At 71.0% G+C, this 14,929-nt stretch carries 12 protein-coding genes; 3 read left to right on the top strand and 9 right to left on the bottom strand.

The genetic code is table 11. The annotated features are described in order from the left end of the window. Nucleotides 1-22 precede the first annotated feature (22 nt). Nucleotides 23-1,132 (top strand): ricin-type beta-trefoil lectin domain protein, encoded by a 1,110-nt coding sequence (locus tag LG634_RS19455; protein ID WP_226735150.1) that lies wholly within the window; start codon nt 23-25, stop codon nt 1,130-1,132. Nucleotides 1,133-1,310: 178 nt separating this feature from the next. Here LG634_RS19455 and LG634_RS19450 read toward each other — a convergent pair whose 3' ends face one another. From LG634_RS19450 to LG634_RS19440, 3 genes are all read right to left on the bottom strand, one after another. Next, complete coding sequence (locus tag LG634_RS19450; protein ID WP_226735149.1) at nt 1,311-1,736, bottom strand: peptidoglycan-binding domain-containing protein; 426 nt, start codon at nt 1,734-1,736, stop codon at nt 1,311-1,313. Nucleotides 1,737-2,232: 496 nt separating this feature from the next. Beyond that, entirely contained in the window at nt 2,233-4,152 is a 1,920-nt protein-coding gene (gene htpG / locus LG634_RS19445) for a molecular chaperone HtpG (RefSeq protein ID WP_226735148.1), read from the bottom strand. A gap of 129 nt (nt 4,153-4,281) precedes the next feature. Further along, nucleotides 4,282-4,932 (bottom strand): type III effector protein, encoded by a 651-nt coding sequence (locus LG634_RS19440; RefSeq protein WP_226735147.1) that lies wholly within the window; start codon nt 4,930-4,932, stop codon nt 4,282-4,284. Nucleotides 4,933-5,286: 354 nt separating this feature from the next. Between LG634_RS19440 and LG634_RS19430 the strand changes: the two genes are divergently transcribed. Then, complete coding sequence (locus LG634_RS19430; RefSeq protein WP_226735146.1) at nt 5,287-5,838, top strand: hypothetical protein; 552 nt, start codon at nt 5,287-5,289, stop codon at nt 5,836-5,838. A gap of 446 nt (nt 5,839-6,284) precedes the next feature. Here the strand turns inward: LG634_RS19430 and LG634_RS19425 are convergent, their stop codons facing one another. The 6 genes from LG634_RS19425 to LG634_RS19400 form a co-directional block, all read right to left on the bottom strand. Continuing rightward, entirely contained in the window at nt 6,285-7,151 is an 867-nt protein-coding gene (locus tag LG634_RS19425) for a MurR/RpiR family transcriptional regulator (RefSeq protein WP_226735145.1), read from the bottom strand. Between the two features lie 386 nt (nt 7,152-7,537). Next, entirely contained in the window at nt 7,538-8,824 is a 1,287-nt protein-coding gene (locus tag LG634_RS19420) for a cyanophycinase (protein ID WP_226735144.1), read from the bottom strand. 89 nt (nt 8,825-8,913) lie between these two features. Next, nucleotides 8,914-10,128 carry a M20/M25/M40 family metallo-hydrolase gene (locus LG634_RS19415; protein WP_226735143.1) on the bottom strand — a complete coding sequence of 405 codons (1,215 nt, stop codon included), beginning with the start codon at nt 10,126-10,128 and terminating at the stop codon, nt 8,914-8,916. Then, nucleotides 10,125-10,889, bottom strand: a complete 765-nt coding sequence (locus LG634_RS19410; protein WP_308072584.1) for an amino acid ABC transporter ATP-binding protein — start codon at nt 10,887-10,889, stop codon at nt 10,125-10,127. Before LG634_RS19410 ends, LG634_RS19415 begins: the two co-directional genes overlap by 4 nt. Then, nucleotides 10,886-11,863 (bottom strand): amino acid ABC transporter permease, encoded by a 978-nt coding sequence (locus tag LG634_RS19405; protein ID WP_226735142.1) that lies wholly within the window; start codon nt 11,861-11,863, stop codon nt 10,886-10,888. Before LG634_RS19405 ends, LG634_RS19410 begins: the two co-directional genes overlap by 4 nt. 2 nt (nt 11,864-11,865) lie before the next feature. Next, on the bottom strand, nt 11,866-12,813 hold the full coding sequence (locus LG634_RS19400) for an ABC transporter substrate-binding protein (protein ID WP_226735141.1): 948 nt from the start codon (nt 12,811-12,813) through the stop codon (nt 11,866-11,868). Nucleotides 12,814-13,152: 339 nt separating this feature from the next. On the opposite strand from LG634_RS19400, the gene LG634_RS19395 reads away from it, so the two are divergent. Further along, the gene (locus LG634_RS19395; protein WP_226735140.1) at nt 13,153-14,583 is read left to right on the top strand and encodes a pre-peptidase C-terminal domain-containing protein; all 1,431 of its coding nucleotides are present in this window, start codon (nt 13,153-13,155) and stop codon (nt 14,581-14,583) included. Nucleotides 14,584-14,929 lie beyond the last annotated feature (346 nt).

Here is a 14,929-nt window from a genome sequence, read left to right as displayed (position 1 = left end):
CCACCCCAGGAAAGGGAACCCCATGAAAAGGTCTCGGCTTCTCCCACTGATCGCGCTCGCCGCCGCCGTGCTCGGGGTGACGGCGGCAGGGCCGGCCCCTGCCTCCGCCGCCTCCGACACGCCCTTACGGGTCATGCCGATGGGCGACTCGATCACCTGGGGCGTGGGAAGCAGTACCGGCAACGGCTACCGGGGGCCCTTGTGGGACAGGCTCGCGGTGGACGGCCATCCGCTGGACTTCGTGGGCACAGGGCGGGCCGGTTCGATGTCCGACCCCGACAACGAAGGCCACTCCGGATACCTCATCGAGCAGGTCGCCGCCCTCACCGACGCCTCACTGACCCGTTACCGGCCCAACGTCGTGACGCTTCACATCGGCACCAACGACCTCAACGGCTCCCACCAGGTGTCCACCGCCACCGCCCGGCTAAAGTCCCTGGTCGGCCAGATCACCGCCGCCGCGCCCGACGCCACCGTCCTCGTGGCCTCCCTGGTGGTGTCCACCAGCGGCTCCGAGGAGCAGTACCGGGCCGCGTACAACCAGGCCGTTCCCCGGATCGTGAGCGAGGCGCAGGCCGCGGGCAAACGCGTCGCGTACGTCGACATGAGCGCCCTGACCGCCACGGCCGACCTGGCCGACGCCCTGCATCCCAACGACTCGGGCTACCGGAAGATGGCCGACGCCTTCCACCGCGGCATCCAGGCCGCGGACCGTGCCGGGTGGCTGAGGAATCCCGCCCCCGCCCCCGCACGTGTGCAGTCCGGCATCGCCGGCAAGTGCCTGGACGTCAACCGTGCCGGCACCGCCGACGGGACCGCCGTCCAGACGTGGAGCTGCGGCGGCGGTGCCAACCAGTACTGGTCCGCCTACACCGACGGCACCCTGCGCTCCATGGGCAAGTGTCTCGACGCAGCCGGCGCCGGCACCGCCAACGGCACCAAGGTGCAGCTCTGGGCCTGCCACGGCGGCGCCAACCAGGTCTGGCAGCCCCACAACGGCGGCTACCGCAACCCCGCCTCCGGCCGCTGCCTCGACGTCCCGGGCTCCTCCACCGCCGACGGCACGCAGCTCCAGCTGTGGGACTGCCACGGCGGCTCCAACCAGAAGTGGACCGCCCTGAGCGCCGGATGACGGCCACTCCCGGGATCCGAAACCCTGCCGGGCCCGGATCCCGGGAGAGCTCCGGTGTCGGGCAGGGCCTCTCGGGAGCTCGGGCCTGCGAAGCCGACCGAGATCCAGGAGACCCTGTTGCCGAAGTTGTACGTGCTCGCGCCGGTGGGGTTCACCTCGAACGCCGGGCCGACACCGGCTACGGCCGATTGAGCCGCCTGCAGCCGATCGGCTGCTGCTCCTCCCACGCCGCCACCGTGTGGTACATGGCGTCGCGGGTCTGCGGCCCGTATCCGCCGTCCTGGTTGATGCGCTCGCGCCGCTGGACCTCGATCAGGGCGGCCTTCGTACGCGGCCCGAACTGTCCGTCGGTCTGGATGCTGATGCCGTAGCACCGGACGATGGACTTCTGGAGCACCCGCACTGCCTCGTTGGCGTAGCCCTGCTGAAGGTGGCAGTGCGTCCCGCCGGACGCGATCGGGATGTCGACGATGGTCCCCTGGTAGGCCCCGATGAAGCCGTGCATGGTGCATGCCGGGCTGGCTGCCGCCGGGCCGGCCGACACCATGAGCAGTCCGGCGGCCGTACCGAACACGGAGAGCAGCGAGATGACCTTCTTGCGCATGACGGACGCGTCCCTTCGACGGGGAGAGGGGATGAAGAACTGGCCGTGTGGGCGGACGTGCGGACGCGAGCGCACCATATTGCCCGTGGCCCGACCCGACAAGGGCCCACAGGACACATGTACGTGCCCCCGAATCACGAAGCGGGACGTCCGGGACGTACCCCAACTTCTGTTGCCGGCGGCCGCCGCGGTCCCGGCCGAGACGGCAGGACTCCGCCGATCCGGTCACGGAAGGCGTCGGGCTCGCCCCTGGACCTCACCCGGCAGTGTCACGGCCACGGCGCCGTCGTGACCTGCGGGCGGCAGCGGTACCCCGGCTGTCGGCGAGGCGGCGTACGCTCGTCAGCGATGGCCATGCACGGCCCTCGGCCCTGCGCGCCCGGCTTCGATGCCGAGGCGTAAAGCCAGGCACAGAACGAACGGGCGGCCGCCAGGCCGGCGGCACCTCGGAGGGGTGGGGGTCGGCTCCGACCCCCACCCCCACCGCAGGTACCGGTTACAGAGTGCGCGTGAGGCGGTCGGTCAGCAGCCGGGTGAAGCGGGCCGGGTCGGGCAGGTCGCCGCCCTCGGCGAGCAGCGCGCTGCCGTAGACCAGCTCGGCGATCTCCGCCAGCGCGGGATCGTCGGCGCCCGCGTCGTGTGCGGTGCGGAGGGCGGTGACGAGCGGGTGTGCGGGGTTGAGCTCCAGGGTCCGCTTGACAGGGGGCACCTGCTGGCCCATCGCCCGGTACATCTTCTCCAGGGTCGGCGTCAGGTCGTGGGACTCGCCGACGATGCACGCCGCCGAGGTCGTCAGGCGCGAGGACAGGCGGACCTGCTTGACCTGCTCCGACAGGGTGGTGCTCAGCCATGCCAGCAGGGCGGCGAAGTCCTCCTCGCGGCGGGCCTTTTCGGGGTCGGCCTCCTGGTCGCCGTCGGCGGACTCGTCGAGGTCGACCTGGCCCTTGGCGATGGACTGCAGGCGGTGGCCGGCGAACTCCGGGACCCGGTCCGCCCACACCTCGTCGATGGGGTCGGTGAGGATCAGGACCTCGTACCCCTTGGCGGCGAAGGCCTCCATGTGCGGGGAGTTCTCCACCATCGCGCGCGTCTCGCCGGTCAGGTAGTAGACGGTGTCCTGGCCGTCCTTCATGCGCTCGACGTACTCGCGCAGCGTGGTCGTCTTCTCCGGGTCGTGAGTGGAGGCGACCGACACCAGCCCGAGCAGGGCCTCGGTGTTGTCCGGGTCCTCGACCAGGCCCTCCTTCAGGACCCGGCCGAACTGGTCCCACACCTTCGCGTAGCGCTCGGCGTCCTTGGACTGCATGTCCTTGAGGGCGCCGAGGACCTTCTTGACCAGGCGCCGGCGCACGCCCTGGATCTGGCGGTCGTGCTGGAGGATCTCGCGGGACACGTTCAGCGACAGGTCGTGGGCGTCCACGACGCCCTTGACGAAGCGCAGGTAGTCCGGCATGAGCGCTTCGCAGTCGTCCATGATGAACACGCGCTTGACGTACAGCTGCACGCCGCGCTTGGTCTCGCGGGAGAACAGGTCGAAGGGCGCCTGGGCGGGGATGAACAGCAGCGCCTCGTACTCGAAGGTGCCCTCTGCGCGCATGTGGATGGTCTCGGCCGGGGCCGTCCAGTCGTGGCTGATCTGCTGGTAGAACTCGTCGTACTCGTCCTGCGTCACCTCGGCGCGCGGCCGGGCCCACAGCGCCTTCATCGAGTTGAGCGTGTCGACCTCGCGGGTGGTCTCGCCTTCGGCGTCCGTGCGCTCGGTGGCCATCCGGATCGGCCAGCGGATGAAGTCGGAGTACCGCTTGACGATCTGGCGGATCTTCCACTCGGAAAGGTAGTCGGCGAGCCCGTCCTCGCTGTCGGCGGGCTTGAGGTGCAAGGTGACGGAGGTGCCCACGGGCAGGCCTTCTGCGGGCTGGAGGGTGTAGGCGCCTGCTCCGTCGGACTCCCACCGGGTACCGGATTCCGTGCCGGCCCGCCGGGTGTGCAGGGTGACCTTGTCGGCGACCATGAAGGCGGAGTAGAAGCCGACGCCGAACTGCCCGATCAGGCTTTCGGCAGTGGCGGCGTCCTTTGACTCCTTGATCTTCTCCAGCAGGCCGGCGGTGCCGGACTTGGCGATCGTGCCGATCAGCTCCACGAGGTCGTCCCGGGTCATGCCGATCCCGTTGTCACGGACCGTCAGGGTGCGGTTCTCCTTGTCGACCTCCAACGAGATGTGCAGGTCGGCGGTGTCGGTTTCGGAGAGGCCGGAGTCGGTCAGCGATTCCAGACGCAGCTTGTCCAGTGCGTCGGAGGCGTTCGAGATCAGCTCGCGCAGGAAGATGTCCTTGTTCGAGTAGATCGAGTGGATCACCAGGTGAAGCAACTGGCGGGTCTCTGCCTGGAATTCGAGCGTCTCGACACTGGTGGCCATGTAAGTCTCCTGCTGTGGGAACGTCGTGTACGGAGGGGAGTCGGGCCGAGGCGGATCGTTGTCCTGCACCGGCGTGGTTCGGGGCGGGTCGCACTGCGCCCGCAGGGGTGCGGCGCCCTGTGGCGGAGGTCAGTCGTCGGCGGCGACGGCCGTCGCGCGCCGGGCTTCGAGGGCGTCCAGGCACTCGACGAGATCGGTGTGCCGGGCATCGAGGTAGGGGCGCATGGAGGTCAGGGGCTCGGTGAGCCCGGCTGCGTCGGTGGAGCCGAGGGCGGCGTGCAGGGCGGCCTGCGCCGGGTGTGCTTCGGGCCCGAGGTGGGGGAGTGCGGTGAGCTGCCCGGCGAGGCGGCGCAGGTCGGCGGCGTTGGCGCGGGCCCAGGTGGCCGTGGCCCGTTGGGTGGCCCGGGCCCGGCGCGTGGCCGTCACCCGCTGTTCCCCGGTGGTGCCGACGGCGCCCGGGCGGCCCCGCAGGTACCGGCGTTCGGCGGCCTGTCGGCTGGCGACGCCGAGGGGGCGGGCCAGGTCCGCCCAGCTGGCGCCCGCGTCGCGGGCGGTTTCGATCAGGCCGGTCTCCCAGCCTGCGAGCTGTTCGCGCACTTCCCGCAGCAGCATCAAGGAGGCCAGCGCCTGCTCGGGGCCCGGTCCGGCGGCATCGGGGGCCTGGTGCCGGCCCTGGCGCAGCGCATCGTTCATCGCGGCAAGAGCCGCCGCGGCGGCGAAAAAGGACGCCGGGCGTTGGGCGTCGGCACCGCCCGCGGACGGCCGATCGGCTGCGGTCACGGACACCTCCCTCAGTTGGTCATCAGATGGACGACATCCCTACCGTCATCCATTGGATGACATCGTACTACGACGCCGGCCAGCTCCCCGGGCCGGGGGATCAGTTTCCGCAACACCGGACCGGACCGATCGGTTCCCGGCCCGCCCTCGCTTGAGGGGCTGCCGCGGCCGCTGCCTACTTGCGCCGGCGGCGTGTTGGCGGGCCCGCACCGTGGTCGAGTCCACCGGCACGTCCCAGTCGCTCCCGCCGGCGGCGTCTTCGGCGGAAGCGCGCAAGCGGCATTTTCCGCGAGCAGAGCTCAGCCGGAAACGAGGGCGATTCGCAGCGGAGAGACGTCGTGGGAGGTCAGATCTGTGATTGCGCAGCCGGTCTCGCGGGTGCGTCAGGATGTGGTCAGCGGTCTGGTCCACGGTTGCCTGGCCGGCCCGGATGTCACGGACGACGTCGACGAGGGGCCGAAGCGCGTGGATGCCGTCAGTGCCGCCGGCCCCATTGGCGCGGGGAGGGGATGTGAGCTGCCGGTTACGTTCGAGCTGGGCATGGCGTGGACCGTCAAGGGCAGCCTGGTCTCAAGACGCTTCGGCGGCCTTGCGTGGGATTCACTGTGCGAGCCCGAAGCCGGCAGTGGCGGCGATCGGGTCCGCCTGGGGGTCTCGGTGCCCCCGGCAGGCCTACAGGCCGGCAGCTCCCAGGAGGCCATGGACGACTACGAGGGAGTCACGATGGCCAACTACGGTGAGTACGAGAGTGACTGGCGCAGGTCGCAGTTGCGGGTCGCAGGGAGAGAAGCCGGTCGGTTCGCTGATGGACACCGTCAAGAGCTCCATGAAGCTTCGCCACCGCAAGAGCTCCTGACCGGACTGATTCAAAGTCCTGGTGATCTTGCCATGGTGCTGGTCGGTTGATGCCCAGGAGCTTGAGCGGGCGGGTGAAGACCCCCGCTCACCGCAGCAGGCGAGTCGCGGCACGCCGCTCCGAGTTCACCCCCTGACCCCTCGTCGGTCCGGCCGACCACGGGCTTCGCCCGCATGCCCTCCGGGTCGGGTCGGTACAGGACATCGGGTTCCTGCTCGTAGATGACGCCCCGGCAAGCAGCGCGGGGTGGACGCCATCCGGTCCGCGTACGTGCACACCGACTGAGTGCATGGGGCGCGGGCCGGGTACGAGCCGCCTGCGATGCGGGCAAGGTCGGTCTCGGGGGCGACAGCGTGCGCTCCGTACTCGTGCTGGTCGGTCCTCCCTGTTGTGCGCGGCCCGAAGTCAAGGCATCGACTTGCGGGGGCTTCACCGGGCAGTGGAGGGGGTTGAAGTCGGACCAACCGTGCAAGGGGGAGCCGGCCGCCCCGCCGGTTCAGATGAGGCCCACGCGGCGGGCGGTGTCCTCGTTGCGACTCAGATGGCGGTGCCCTTCGGGGCCGAGTGCTTCGATGACTCCCGCGATGACCGCCTCGATGACGGCCATCGTGGGCGCGAGGCTGTCGTACGGGGCCATGGTCCCCACCTGCGCGGGCAGGACCACGTCCGCGTGGGCTGCCGCGGGGGAGAGCCAGGGATCCGTGAACAACACGGACCTGCCCCCAGCCTCACCGGCGAGCTGGGCGATAGCGGTCTTGTCCGCTTCGTAGCGGCGGTAGTCGAACAGCACCACGACGTCGCGACGGGTCAACTGGGCAAGCGCCGCGGTGCGTTCGACTGGCCGGTCCGGCAGGAGGCGGACTTCTTCCCGCAGTTGCATCAGGTGCAGGCCGAGGTACTGCGCCAACAGATGGGTGAACCGCCCGCCGGCGAGCGTGACACGGCGCTTGCGGTCGGCCAGCAGCTCCACCGCGCGCTCGAAGTCGTGCGGAGGGATCTCTGCGAGCGTCTGGGTCAGCGCCGGCGCGAACACGGTGGCGGCGCGCTCCAGGATCCCGGCACCGCCCTGCCTGTCGTCTGACTGGCCAAGGCCGGCGGCTTCGTAGAGGGTGATGGGGGAGGCGCTGCGGGCGTCCAGTTCCCCGCGGACCGCGGCCTGGAGGTCGGGGAAACCGCGGTAGCCCATGCGCGCCGCGAACCGCAGCACTGTGGGTGTCGAGACGGCGGCTCGCTCGGCGATCACGGCGACGGTCTCGAAGACCGGCGACGGGTAGCCGGCCAGCAGTACGCGGGCGACCTTGCGTTCAGCCGGGCTGAAGTCGCCCAGCGTGGCGCGGATGCTGTCGGCAAGCGTGCCGCTCATCGTCGGGTGGATCCTTCCGGTCGGTTCGTACCGCGTCCGCCGAGCTTAGTACCTGCCGCGCCGCAGGGATCGGGCCGGGCGAAGCGCGAAGGACCCGTTCCGTCTCCCGTTCCGTCTCCCGTTGCGTCCACGAGCAACGAGCGAGGCTGCAGTGAACGGGACGATGCGAACGCACTGGAAGCCCGCCGCCGACGGTGAGCGGTCCCAGGTGAGTCGCCTGCACCGACCTGGGCAGTGCAATCCTGCTGCCGGTCCGTGTCGAGCAGTCCTGATGCCCCCGCCGCCCGCATCGAGGGGGAGAGGTCCGCGAGGAGGCCGGGTGCCACGGACGTCTCCAAGGAGTGCCGTGCGGCGGGGCGGCCGGTCCGGGCCGCCCCACCCGGCCGTCAGCTGCGTGCGACGTCGATCCGGAGGCCGAGAAGTGTCTGGGGGCTGGTGCCGTCTCCGCTCCAGGCGCTGAAGCCCGCGCCCTTGGTGAAGGTGACGGTGAACTGCGGGTCCGTTTCGAAGGTGGTGGACTTCGCCGAGTTCTGAGTGCGCGTTGCGCCGAGGGCCCGTGCGGTGTCGCGGAAGGAGTACGGGGTGCCCGCCGGGTTGGCGGAGGAGTGGAAGACGTCGTGGTTGGCGGGGACCGCGCTGGTGCCGGTGGCGCGCAGCCGCCTCTTGTCAGTGGCGGGGTAGGCGGTCCAGGAGTGGGGGTGGTAGCGGTCGTCGTCGGTGAGGTAGGAGTAGCGGGCCCCGCGCAGTCCCCAGCCGGAGTCGCCTGAGCGGACCAGTGTCCGGCGCAGGTCCAGGACGGCGACGCCCTGGGGGCCCAGGACGGTCATCCGCTCGTGCCTGCTGCCGGGGGCGTCGACGATGAGGGCCGTGTTCTCCTCCAGCGCGTACACGCGGTCGTGCCCGGTGTCGGCGGCGAGGCGGTACGCCCGTCCCTCGCGGCCGTACGCCCCGGTGTGGGTGTCGATGAGGCCGGAGGTCAGGAATCCGAACCCGCCTCGGGGGATGTGGCCGAGGCGGGCGGGGTCCGCGAAGTAGCCGGGGGTGCTGCCGTCCCGCAGGCCCTCGTAGGATTCGCCGCCGCTGACCATGTGGGGCCCGGAGGCGATCTGCGCCCCGGCCGAGGAACCTGCGACCACGGCTCCGCGGGCGAGCTTTGCCCGGATGGCGGCGAGGACCGCGGAGTCCTCGTGGGCGTCGCCGCGCAGGAGGGTGGTGATGTAGCGGTACTGGTCGCCGCCGCCGAAGAAGAACCCGGTCATCGAGTTGACCTGCGCGACGACGGCGGGGTCGTCGGAGTTGGCGACGTGATCGGTGTCCAGGGGTATCCACTGGGCTTCGGACGCGCCGTGCTTCTTGAACAGGCCGACGTAGTACGCGCCGTTGCAGGCCGAGTTGCTGCACGTGGCGGGGTCGCCGGCGTTCGGGTCCCGGCTCTCGGGGACGGAGGCCGCGGTGATGACGCCGATGCGGGCCGCGGAGCCGCCCGCGCGCTTGACGATCTCGCCGTAGACGGCCTTGTTGTCGGCCTTCAGGCCGCCGCCGATCAGGACCAGTGAGCCGGTCCCGCCGGCGTGCCCGGGCCCGGCCTGGGCGGCGGGTGCCGCGCCGAGGAGGACGAGGGCGATGCTGCACGTCAGTACGGCGCGGCGGGCGGGGCGGGGTGGGACGCGCATGGTTCCTCCGTGGTTCGTGGGTGGGGGTGCGGGCGTGCAGGTGTGCGGGCGGGACCCCGCCCCGGGCGGCCGGGGCGGGGCGCGCCGGGTCACGGGTTGCGGGCGTCGCCGAGGTCGGCGATGAGCGCGGCCAGGACGGCGATGCGCTCGGGGGCGGTGGAGGTGTCGAGCCACTCCTGTGGGGTGTGGTCGGCGCCGCCGACGGGGCCCAGACCGTCCAGGGTCGGTACTCCGGCTCCCGCGATCAGGTTGGCGTCCCCCACGCCGCCGGTGGCGGCCGCGCCGAATTCCACGCCCACGGCCCGGCCGGCGCGCCTCGCTGCTTCGAGCATGCGGCGCGAGGCGGGGGTGTCCTCCATGGGCGGGCAGAGGTCCAGCTGCTCGACGCCGACGGTGGTCCCTGGCACGGTCGGATGTCCGGCGACTTCCTGGATGGCTTGCCGGACGCGCCGGACGCCGGCTGCGGTGGCCGCGCGGACTTCCACCCGGAGCTCGGCCTGCGGGCACACGATGTTGGCCCGGGTCCCGGCGCGGACCACACCGACGTTGACCGTGGCCTCGTCCCAGCGACCGTTGAGGGCCTGGAGGGCCACGACCAGGTGGGCCGCCGCGAGCGCGGCGTTCGCCCCGCGCTCGGGCTCGATGCCGGCGTGGGCCGCACGCCCGGTGACGGTGATCAGGAAGTCGGCGACGCCCTTGCGGGCGATGACGAGGTCACCGTTCTCCCGGGCGCATTCGAGGCCGAGGCCGTAGTGCATCCCGCGGGCGGTCCTCTCGGTCAGTCCGCGGCTGGAGGGGGAACCGATCTCCTCGTCCGGAGTGGCCAGGAAGACCAGCTCCTCGTACGTGTCCGCGCCGTGCCCGTGCAGGACCTCCAGGGCGGCGAGCCCGGCCAGCAGGCCCCCCTTGTCGTCGCTGACTCCGGGACCCGTGGCGATGGAGCCGTCGAGCCGGAAGGGGCGGGCGGCCGCTGTGCCGTCCTCGAACACGGTGTCCATGTGGCCGGCGAGGAGGATGCGGCGGCCGCCGTCGGCCTCGGTGAGGCGGCCGCGCTTGCGGCCGATCAGCGCGTCCCCGCACCTGCGCGCCCCCTCGGGTGCGAAACGGATCCGTTCGACGGCGAAGCCCAGCAGGAGCAGGCGGTTCTCCACCCAGTTGGCGACTCTGTTGACGCCGTCGGCGCTGTAGGAGCCGGAGTCGATGGACACCAGCGCCTCAAGATCGCGCAGGTAGCGGGAATGGTGCGCGCGGGCCGGACCGAGGAGCTCGCAGGTCTGCACCTGCCGGGCGGCGGCGGTGCTCACAGGACCTTCGAGAGGAACGCCCGGGTGCGCTCCTGCTCCGGGTCGGCCAGGACGCGGCGGGGGTCGCCTGCTTCGACGACGACGCCTTCGTCCATGAAGACCGCCGTATCGCCGGCCTCGCGTGCGAACCCGATCTCGTGCGTGACGACGACCATGGTCATGCCGTCGGCGGCGAGCTGCCGCATCACATCGAGCACCTCGCCGACGAGTTCGGGGTCGAGCGCGGAGGTCGGCTCGTCGAACAGCATCAGCTTCGGCCGCATGGCCAGGGCGCGCGCGATCGCCACGCGCTGCTGCTGCCCGCCGGACAGCTGGGCCGGGTAGTGGCCGGACCGGTCGCCCAGGCCGACCCGCGCCAGCAGTGCGTGGGCCTGCTCCAGGGCTTCGCTTCGGGAGACCCCGCCGACCCGCACGGGCGCCTCGGTGACGTTCTCGACGGCCGTCATGTGGGGGAAGAGGTTGAACCGCTGGAACACCATGCCGATGTCCCGGCGGCGCGCGGCGACCTCCCGTTCGCGCAGTTCGTACAGCCTGCTGCCCTGCTGCCGGTAGCCGACGAGGTCCCCGTCGACGGTGAGTCTGCCCCCGTCGACCTTCTCCAGGTGGTTGATGCACCGCAGGAAGGTGGACTTGCCCGACCCGGACGGGCCCAGCAGGCAGCAGACCTGCCCCCGCTCGACGGACAGGTCGATGCCCTTGAGGACCTCCAGCCCGCCGAACTGCTTGCGCACGCCTTCGGCACGCACCATGGCCGTGCTCATCGGCTCCGCTCCTTGTCGTTCTTCGCGCCCGGGGCGCTCCTGGGGCCTGCGGCTCCGCCGAGCAGGCGGCGCAGCGGGGAGGTGTGTCCCGCGCCGGTGGTGCCGCGGCCGTAGCGGCGCTCCAGCCAGGCCTGGGGGATGCCCAGGAGGGTCACCAGGGCGAGATACCAGAGGCTGGCCACCACGAGCATGGGGATGACCTGGTAGTTCTGTGCGTACACGGCCTGGATGTTGGACATCAGGTCGTGCGCCGAGATGACCGATACCAGTGCGGTCATCTTGAGCATGTTGATGGTCTCGTTGCCCATCGGGGGGATGATGACCCGCATGGCCTGCGGCAGGACGATCCGGCGCATCGTCAGGGCGGGGCGCATGCCCAGGGAGTGGGCCGCCTCCGCCTGCCCCGGGTCCACGGACTGGATGCCGGCGCGGACGATCTCCGAGGCGTAGGCGGCCTCGTTGAGGCCGAGGGCCAGGAGGGCGGCGACCGCGGGGGTGAGCAGGGAGTTGGTGTCGGCCTGGAAGAAGGTGACATCGGTGAACGGAATGCCGATCTTCACCTGGGAGTAGAGAGCGGCCGCGTATCCCCAGAAGATGATCTGAACGAGCAGCGGGGTGCCCCGGAACACCCAGACGAACAGGTTGGCGAGGCCGCAGAGCACGGGGCTGGGGGACAGGCGCATGACGGCCACGAGCGTTCCCAGGCCCAGGCCCAGGAGCATGGCGGCCGCGGTGAGCCACAGGGTGGTGGCAAGGCCGTCGAAGACGAGGTCGGCGAAGAGGTGGTCGCCGACGACGTCCCAGCGCAGGTTGTCGTTCTTGGCGAGGGAGCCGACCAGTCCGGCGAGCGCGAGTACGGAGGCCGTGGCGCCCAGCCAGCGGCCGTGGTTGCGGACCGGGACGATCTCCGGCTGCTCCTGCACGTGCCGCTCCTCGTCGGACCGGAGTGCGGCAGGGGTCTTGGTGACGGGCATCTCTAGTCCACCGCCGCGTTCTTGGTGGCCGTCTCGACGGCGATGGAGCCGACGCCGTACTGGTTGTAGACGAGCGCGAGCGTGCCCTCGTCGATCAGGGCCTGGAGGGCCTTCTGGATGGCGTCGGTCAGCTCGGGCAGCTGCTTGCTGACGGCGATCCCGTTGGGCGAGGCCCCGTACCCGCCGGGGGCGGCCGGGTCCTCGACGAGGTCGAACGTCCCGCCACTGTCAGCGGTCTTCGCGACCCAGCCGGCGGCGGGCTTGGTGAGAACCTGGGCGACGACCTTCCCGGCGCGCAGCGCCAGCTGGGCGTCGGAGTCCTTGGGGAAGGTCTGGATGCTGATCTTCGCCTTGCCCGCCTTCGCGCAGGCCGTCTGGTGGCCGGTGAGCAGGTCGAGCTGGTTCGTCGCGGCCTGGACGGCCACCTTGCGCCCGCACAGGTCGTCCAGCGTGGTGACCTTCGACGGATTGCCCTCGGCGACCAGGACACCCGACCCCGAGCGGGAGTAGTCGACGAAATCGACGACCTTCTGCCGCTCCTTGTTGTCGGTGATGGCGGACATCGCGACCTCGAACTTACCCGCCTGGAGGCCGGGGATGATGCCGTCGAACTTCTGCGGGGTGAACGCGAAGGACACCCCCAGCTTGGCGCCCAGCGCCTGGCCCAGGTCGTAGTCCAGGCCGGTGAGCTCGCTCCCGCCCTCCTTCACGAACATCTCGAAGGGAGCGTAAGGGACGTCGGTGGCCACCCGGACCCTGCCCGCCTTCCTGATCTTCTCGGGCAGCAGGTCGTGCAGCGCCTGGTCCTTCTTGATCTGCACGCCGGCGACGGTGACAGGGCCCGCCGGGACCGGGGCGGCGTCGCCGCCGTCACCGCAGCCGCTCAGGGACACCAGCGCGGCGGCCGTCGCTGCGGCCACCGCCGCACGGCAGGAGGGACGAGTGTTCATGGGATGCAGCCTCTCGGGGGTGCCTCGTCGGCGGATTTCAGCCGCCGATCACAACCGCAGAAGTTACAGATCAATCATTGAAGTGGCCAGATGTAACGTGCGTTACGTTTTCATAACGCGTGTCAGCGAGCTAGAGAGGGGAGCCTTTTGTGGTGATTCAGGCTCCCGAATAGGGGGTCAAGGGACGCCGTCGCATCTGAATCTCGTTGTACATCTTCCAGGTGATCCTGCCGACTTGTATGTTCCGATACCAATCTCCTGGAGTCTCCTGTCCCGCGGATCGAGGCTCCGCCGGCCGCCCCGGGCGGCTCCCCCCTCAGCCACATCTCTGGAGCGCATGTGAAACGACCAACCTCCCGCGCCACCGCGTTCCTCGCCGCAGCCCTGAGCGCGGCGGCCGTAGCCCTGACGCTCCAGCAGCCCGCCCACGCGGCCGCCGGCCGGATCCGCCTTGGCAGCGCCGCAGACGTCAGCCGCGCCTCGTGGAACGGCCCCGCCTTCACCATGAACGGGGCGGGCGGCGTCGTGACGGCGTCGATGGCCCGCGCCGTCGACGAGATCCGCGGCGGCACCGGCAGCCTCGACGTCGTCGTCCTCGCAGGCTCCGCCCCCACCTCGGGAAGTCCCACACCTGAGTGCGACACCGTCATGGCGCTGGCCGGGGTCAATTCCTGTACGACCTGGACGCTCACCGCGGCGAACGACGGCAACAACAGCCAGGTCAACACCGACGTGCGCAACGCCGAGTTCGTCTACTTCGCCGGCGGCGACCAGTGCCGCTACGCCGCCTGGAAGGGCACCGCCCTGGAGGCGTCCGTCGAATCCGTCGTCGCCAAGGGCGGCGGCTCCGGCGGCGGGAGCGCCGGCCACCACATCAGCAGCCCCCTGGTCTACGACGCCTGCAACGGCAGCGTCACCAGCACGGAAGCACTCGCCAACCCGTACCACCGCTCCGTCAGCTTCACCACCGGCATGTTCGAATGGGCCGACTACGGCGCCGTCCTCAACGACTCCCACTTCGTGGACCGCGACCGCATGGGCCGCACCATGTCCTTCCTCGCCCGCGCCGTGAAGGACGGCCTCACCCCCGACGGCGCCGCCTGGGGCGTCGGGGTCGAGGAAGGCGGCGGATCACTCTTCCTCGACCGCAACGGGCAGGCCACCCAGTACGGCGAGGACGCCTACGTCGTCCTCGCCGACCACCAGCCCGAACAGGCCGTCGAACGCACGCCCCTCACCTACACCGGATTCAAGATCTGGCGCCTGACCCCCGGATCGACCTACGACTTCAGAAACCGCCCCACCTGCGGCTACTACCTGCGCAGCGTCACCAACGGCGTGCCCGACGCCAACCTCTACAACGGAACGCCGCTCACGGACTGCGGCAGCCAGGGCGGCGCCCGCACGCTCGCCGAGAGCGAGCCGAACGACACCCGCGGCACCGCCGACGACGCCACCGGGCTCGCCTCGCCCGCCACCGTGACCGGCAGCATGAAGTCCACCAGCGACCGCGACTACTTCAAGGTAGCCCTGGCCTCCGGACAGACCGCCGCCGTCACGTGCACCGTTCCCGCCGCCTACGACGCCGACCTCTACTGGCTCGACTCGGCGGGCAGCACCCTGGAACGCTCCGTCAACGACGGCGCGGGCACCGGCGAGAGCCTCACCTTCACCCGCACAGCAGCGGGCAGCGGCACGTACTACCTGGAGACGGAGGCCTACAGCGGCTCCGGAACCGCTGCCTACGGCTGCACCCTGACCAAGAGCTGACCCGCCCCCCGTCAGAAGGTCACCGCCCCGTGCGGGCATCAGCCGGGACGGGCCGCGGCCTCTCCCGGCGTGAGCCGCCGCCCGGGGTGCGCCGGCCGCCATGGGGCGGGACCGCAACGAAGAGGCCCGCGTCCAGAGGGCTCGGAGCCCACACCGCGTCGTGCGAGACGATGTCGTCCGGGCTTGCCTGCCGAGGACTTCGGCTGTGCAGCGAACGGCAAGGCAGTGCCAGAGGCGGGAACGGCGGCTCAGCGTGTGGCGGCCGCCCGGCACGCGGATGCCCGGACGCGGGCCCCGGTTCCCTGCGCGCGGTGACTTCTTCGAGCACTCACCGGTGAGTTGCGCG

It is taken from the genome of Streptomyces bambusae, assembly GCF_020532645.1.
Lineage (GTDB): Bacteria > Actinomycetota > Actinomycetes > Streptomycetales > Streptomycetaceae > Streptomyces > Streptomyces bambusae.
Note: the sequence above shows the minus strand (reverse complement) of the source record. Positions and strands in the feature narration are given on the sequence as shown.

Bases quoted from the DNA above. Each gene is read 5' to 3' on its own strand.
- LG634_RS19455 (WP_226735150.1), top strand. From the start codon at position 23: ATGAAAAGGTCTCGGCTTCTCCCACTGATCGCGCTCGCCGCCGCCGTG.
- LG634_RS19450 (WP_226735149.1), bottom strand. From the start codon at position 1,736: ATGCGCAAGAAGGTCATCTCGCTGCTCTCCGTGTTCGGTACGGCCGCC.
- htpG (WP_226735148.1), bottom strand. From the start codon at position 4,152: ATGGCCACCAGTGTCGAGACGCTCGAATTCCAGGCAGAGACCCGCCAG.
- LG634_RS19425 (WP_226735145.1), bottom strand. From the start codon at position 7,151: ATGAGCGGCACGCTTGCCGACAGCATCCGCGCCACGCTGGGCGACTTC.
- LG634_RS19420 (WP_226735144.1), bottom strand. From the start codon at position 8,824: ATGCGCGTCCCACCCCGCCCCGCCCGCCGCGCCGTACTGACGTGCAGC.
- LG634_RS19410 (WP_308072584.1), bottom strand. From the start codon at position 10,889: ATGAGCACGGCCATGGTGCGTGCCGAAGGCGTGCGCAAGCAGTTCGGC.
- LG634_RS19405 (WP_226735142.1), bottom strand. From the start codon at position 11,863: ATGCCCGTCACCAAGACCCCTGCCGCACTCCGGTCCGACGAGGAGCGG.
- LG634_RS19400 (WP_226735141.1), bottom strand. From the start codon at position 12,813: ATGAACACTCGTCCCTCCTGCCGTGCGGCGGTGGCCGCAGCGACGGCC.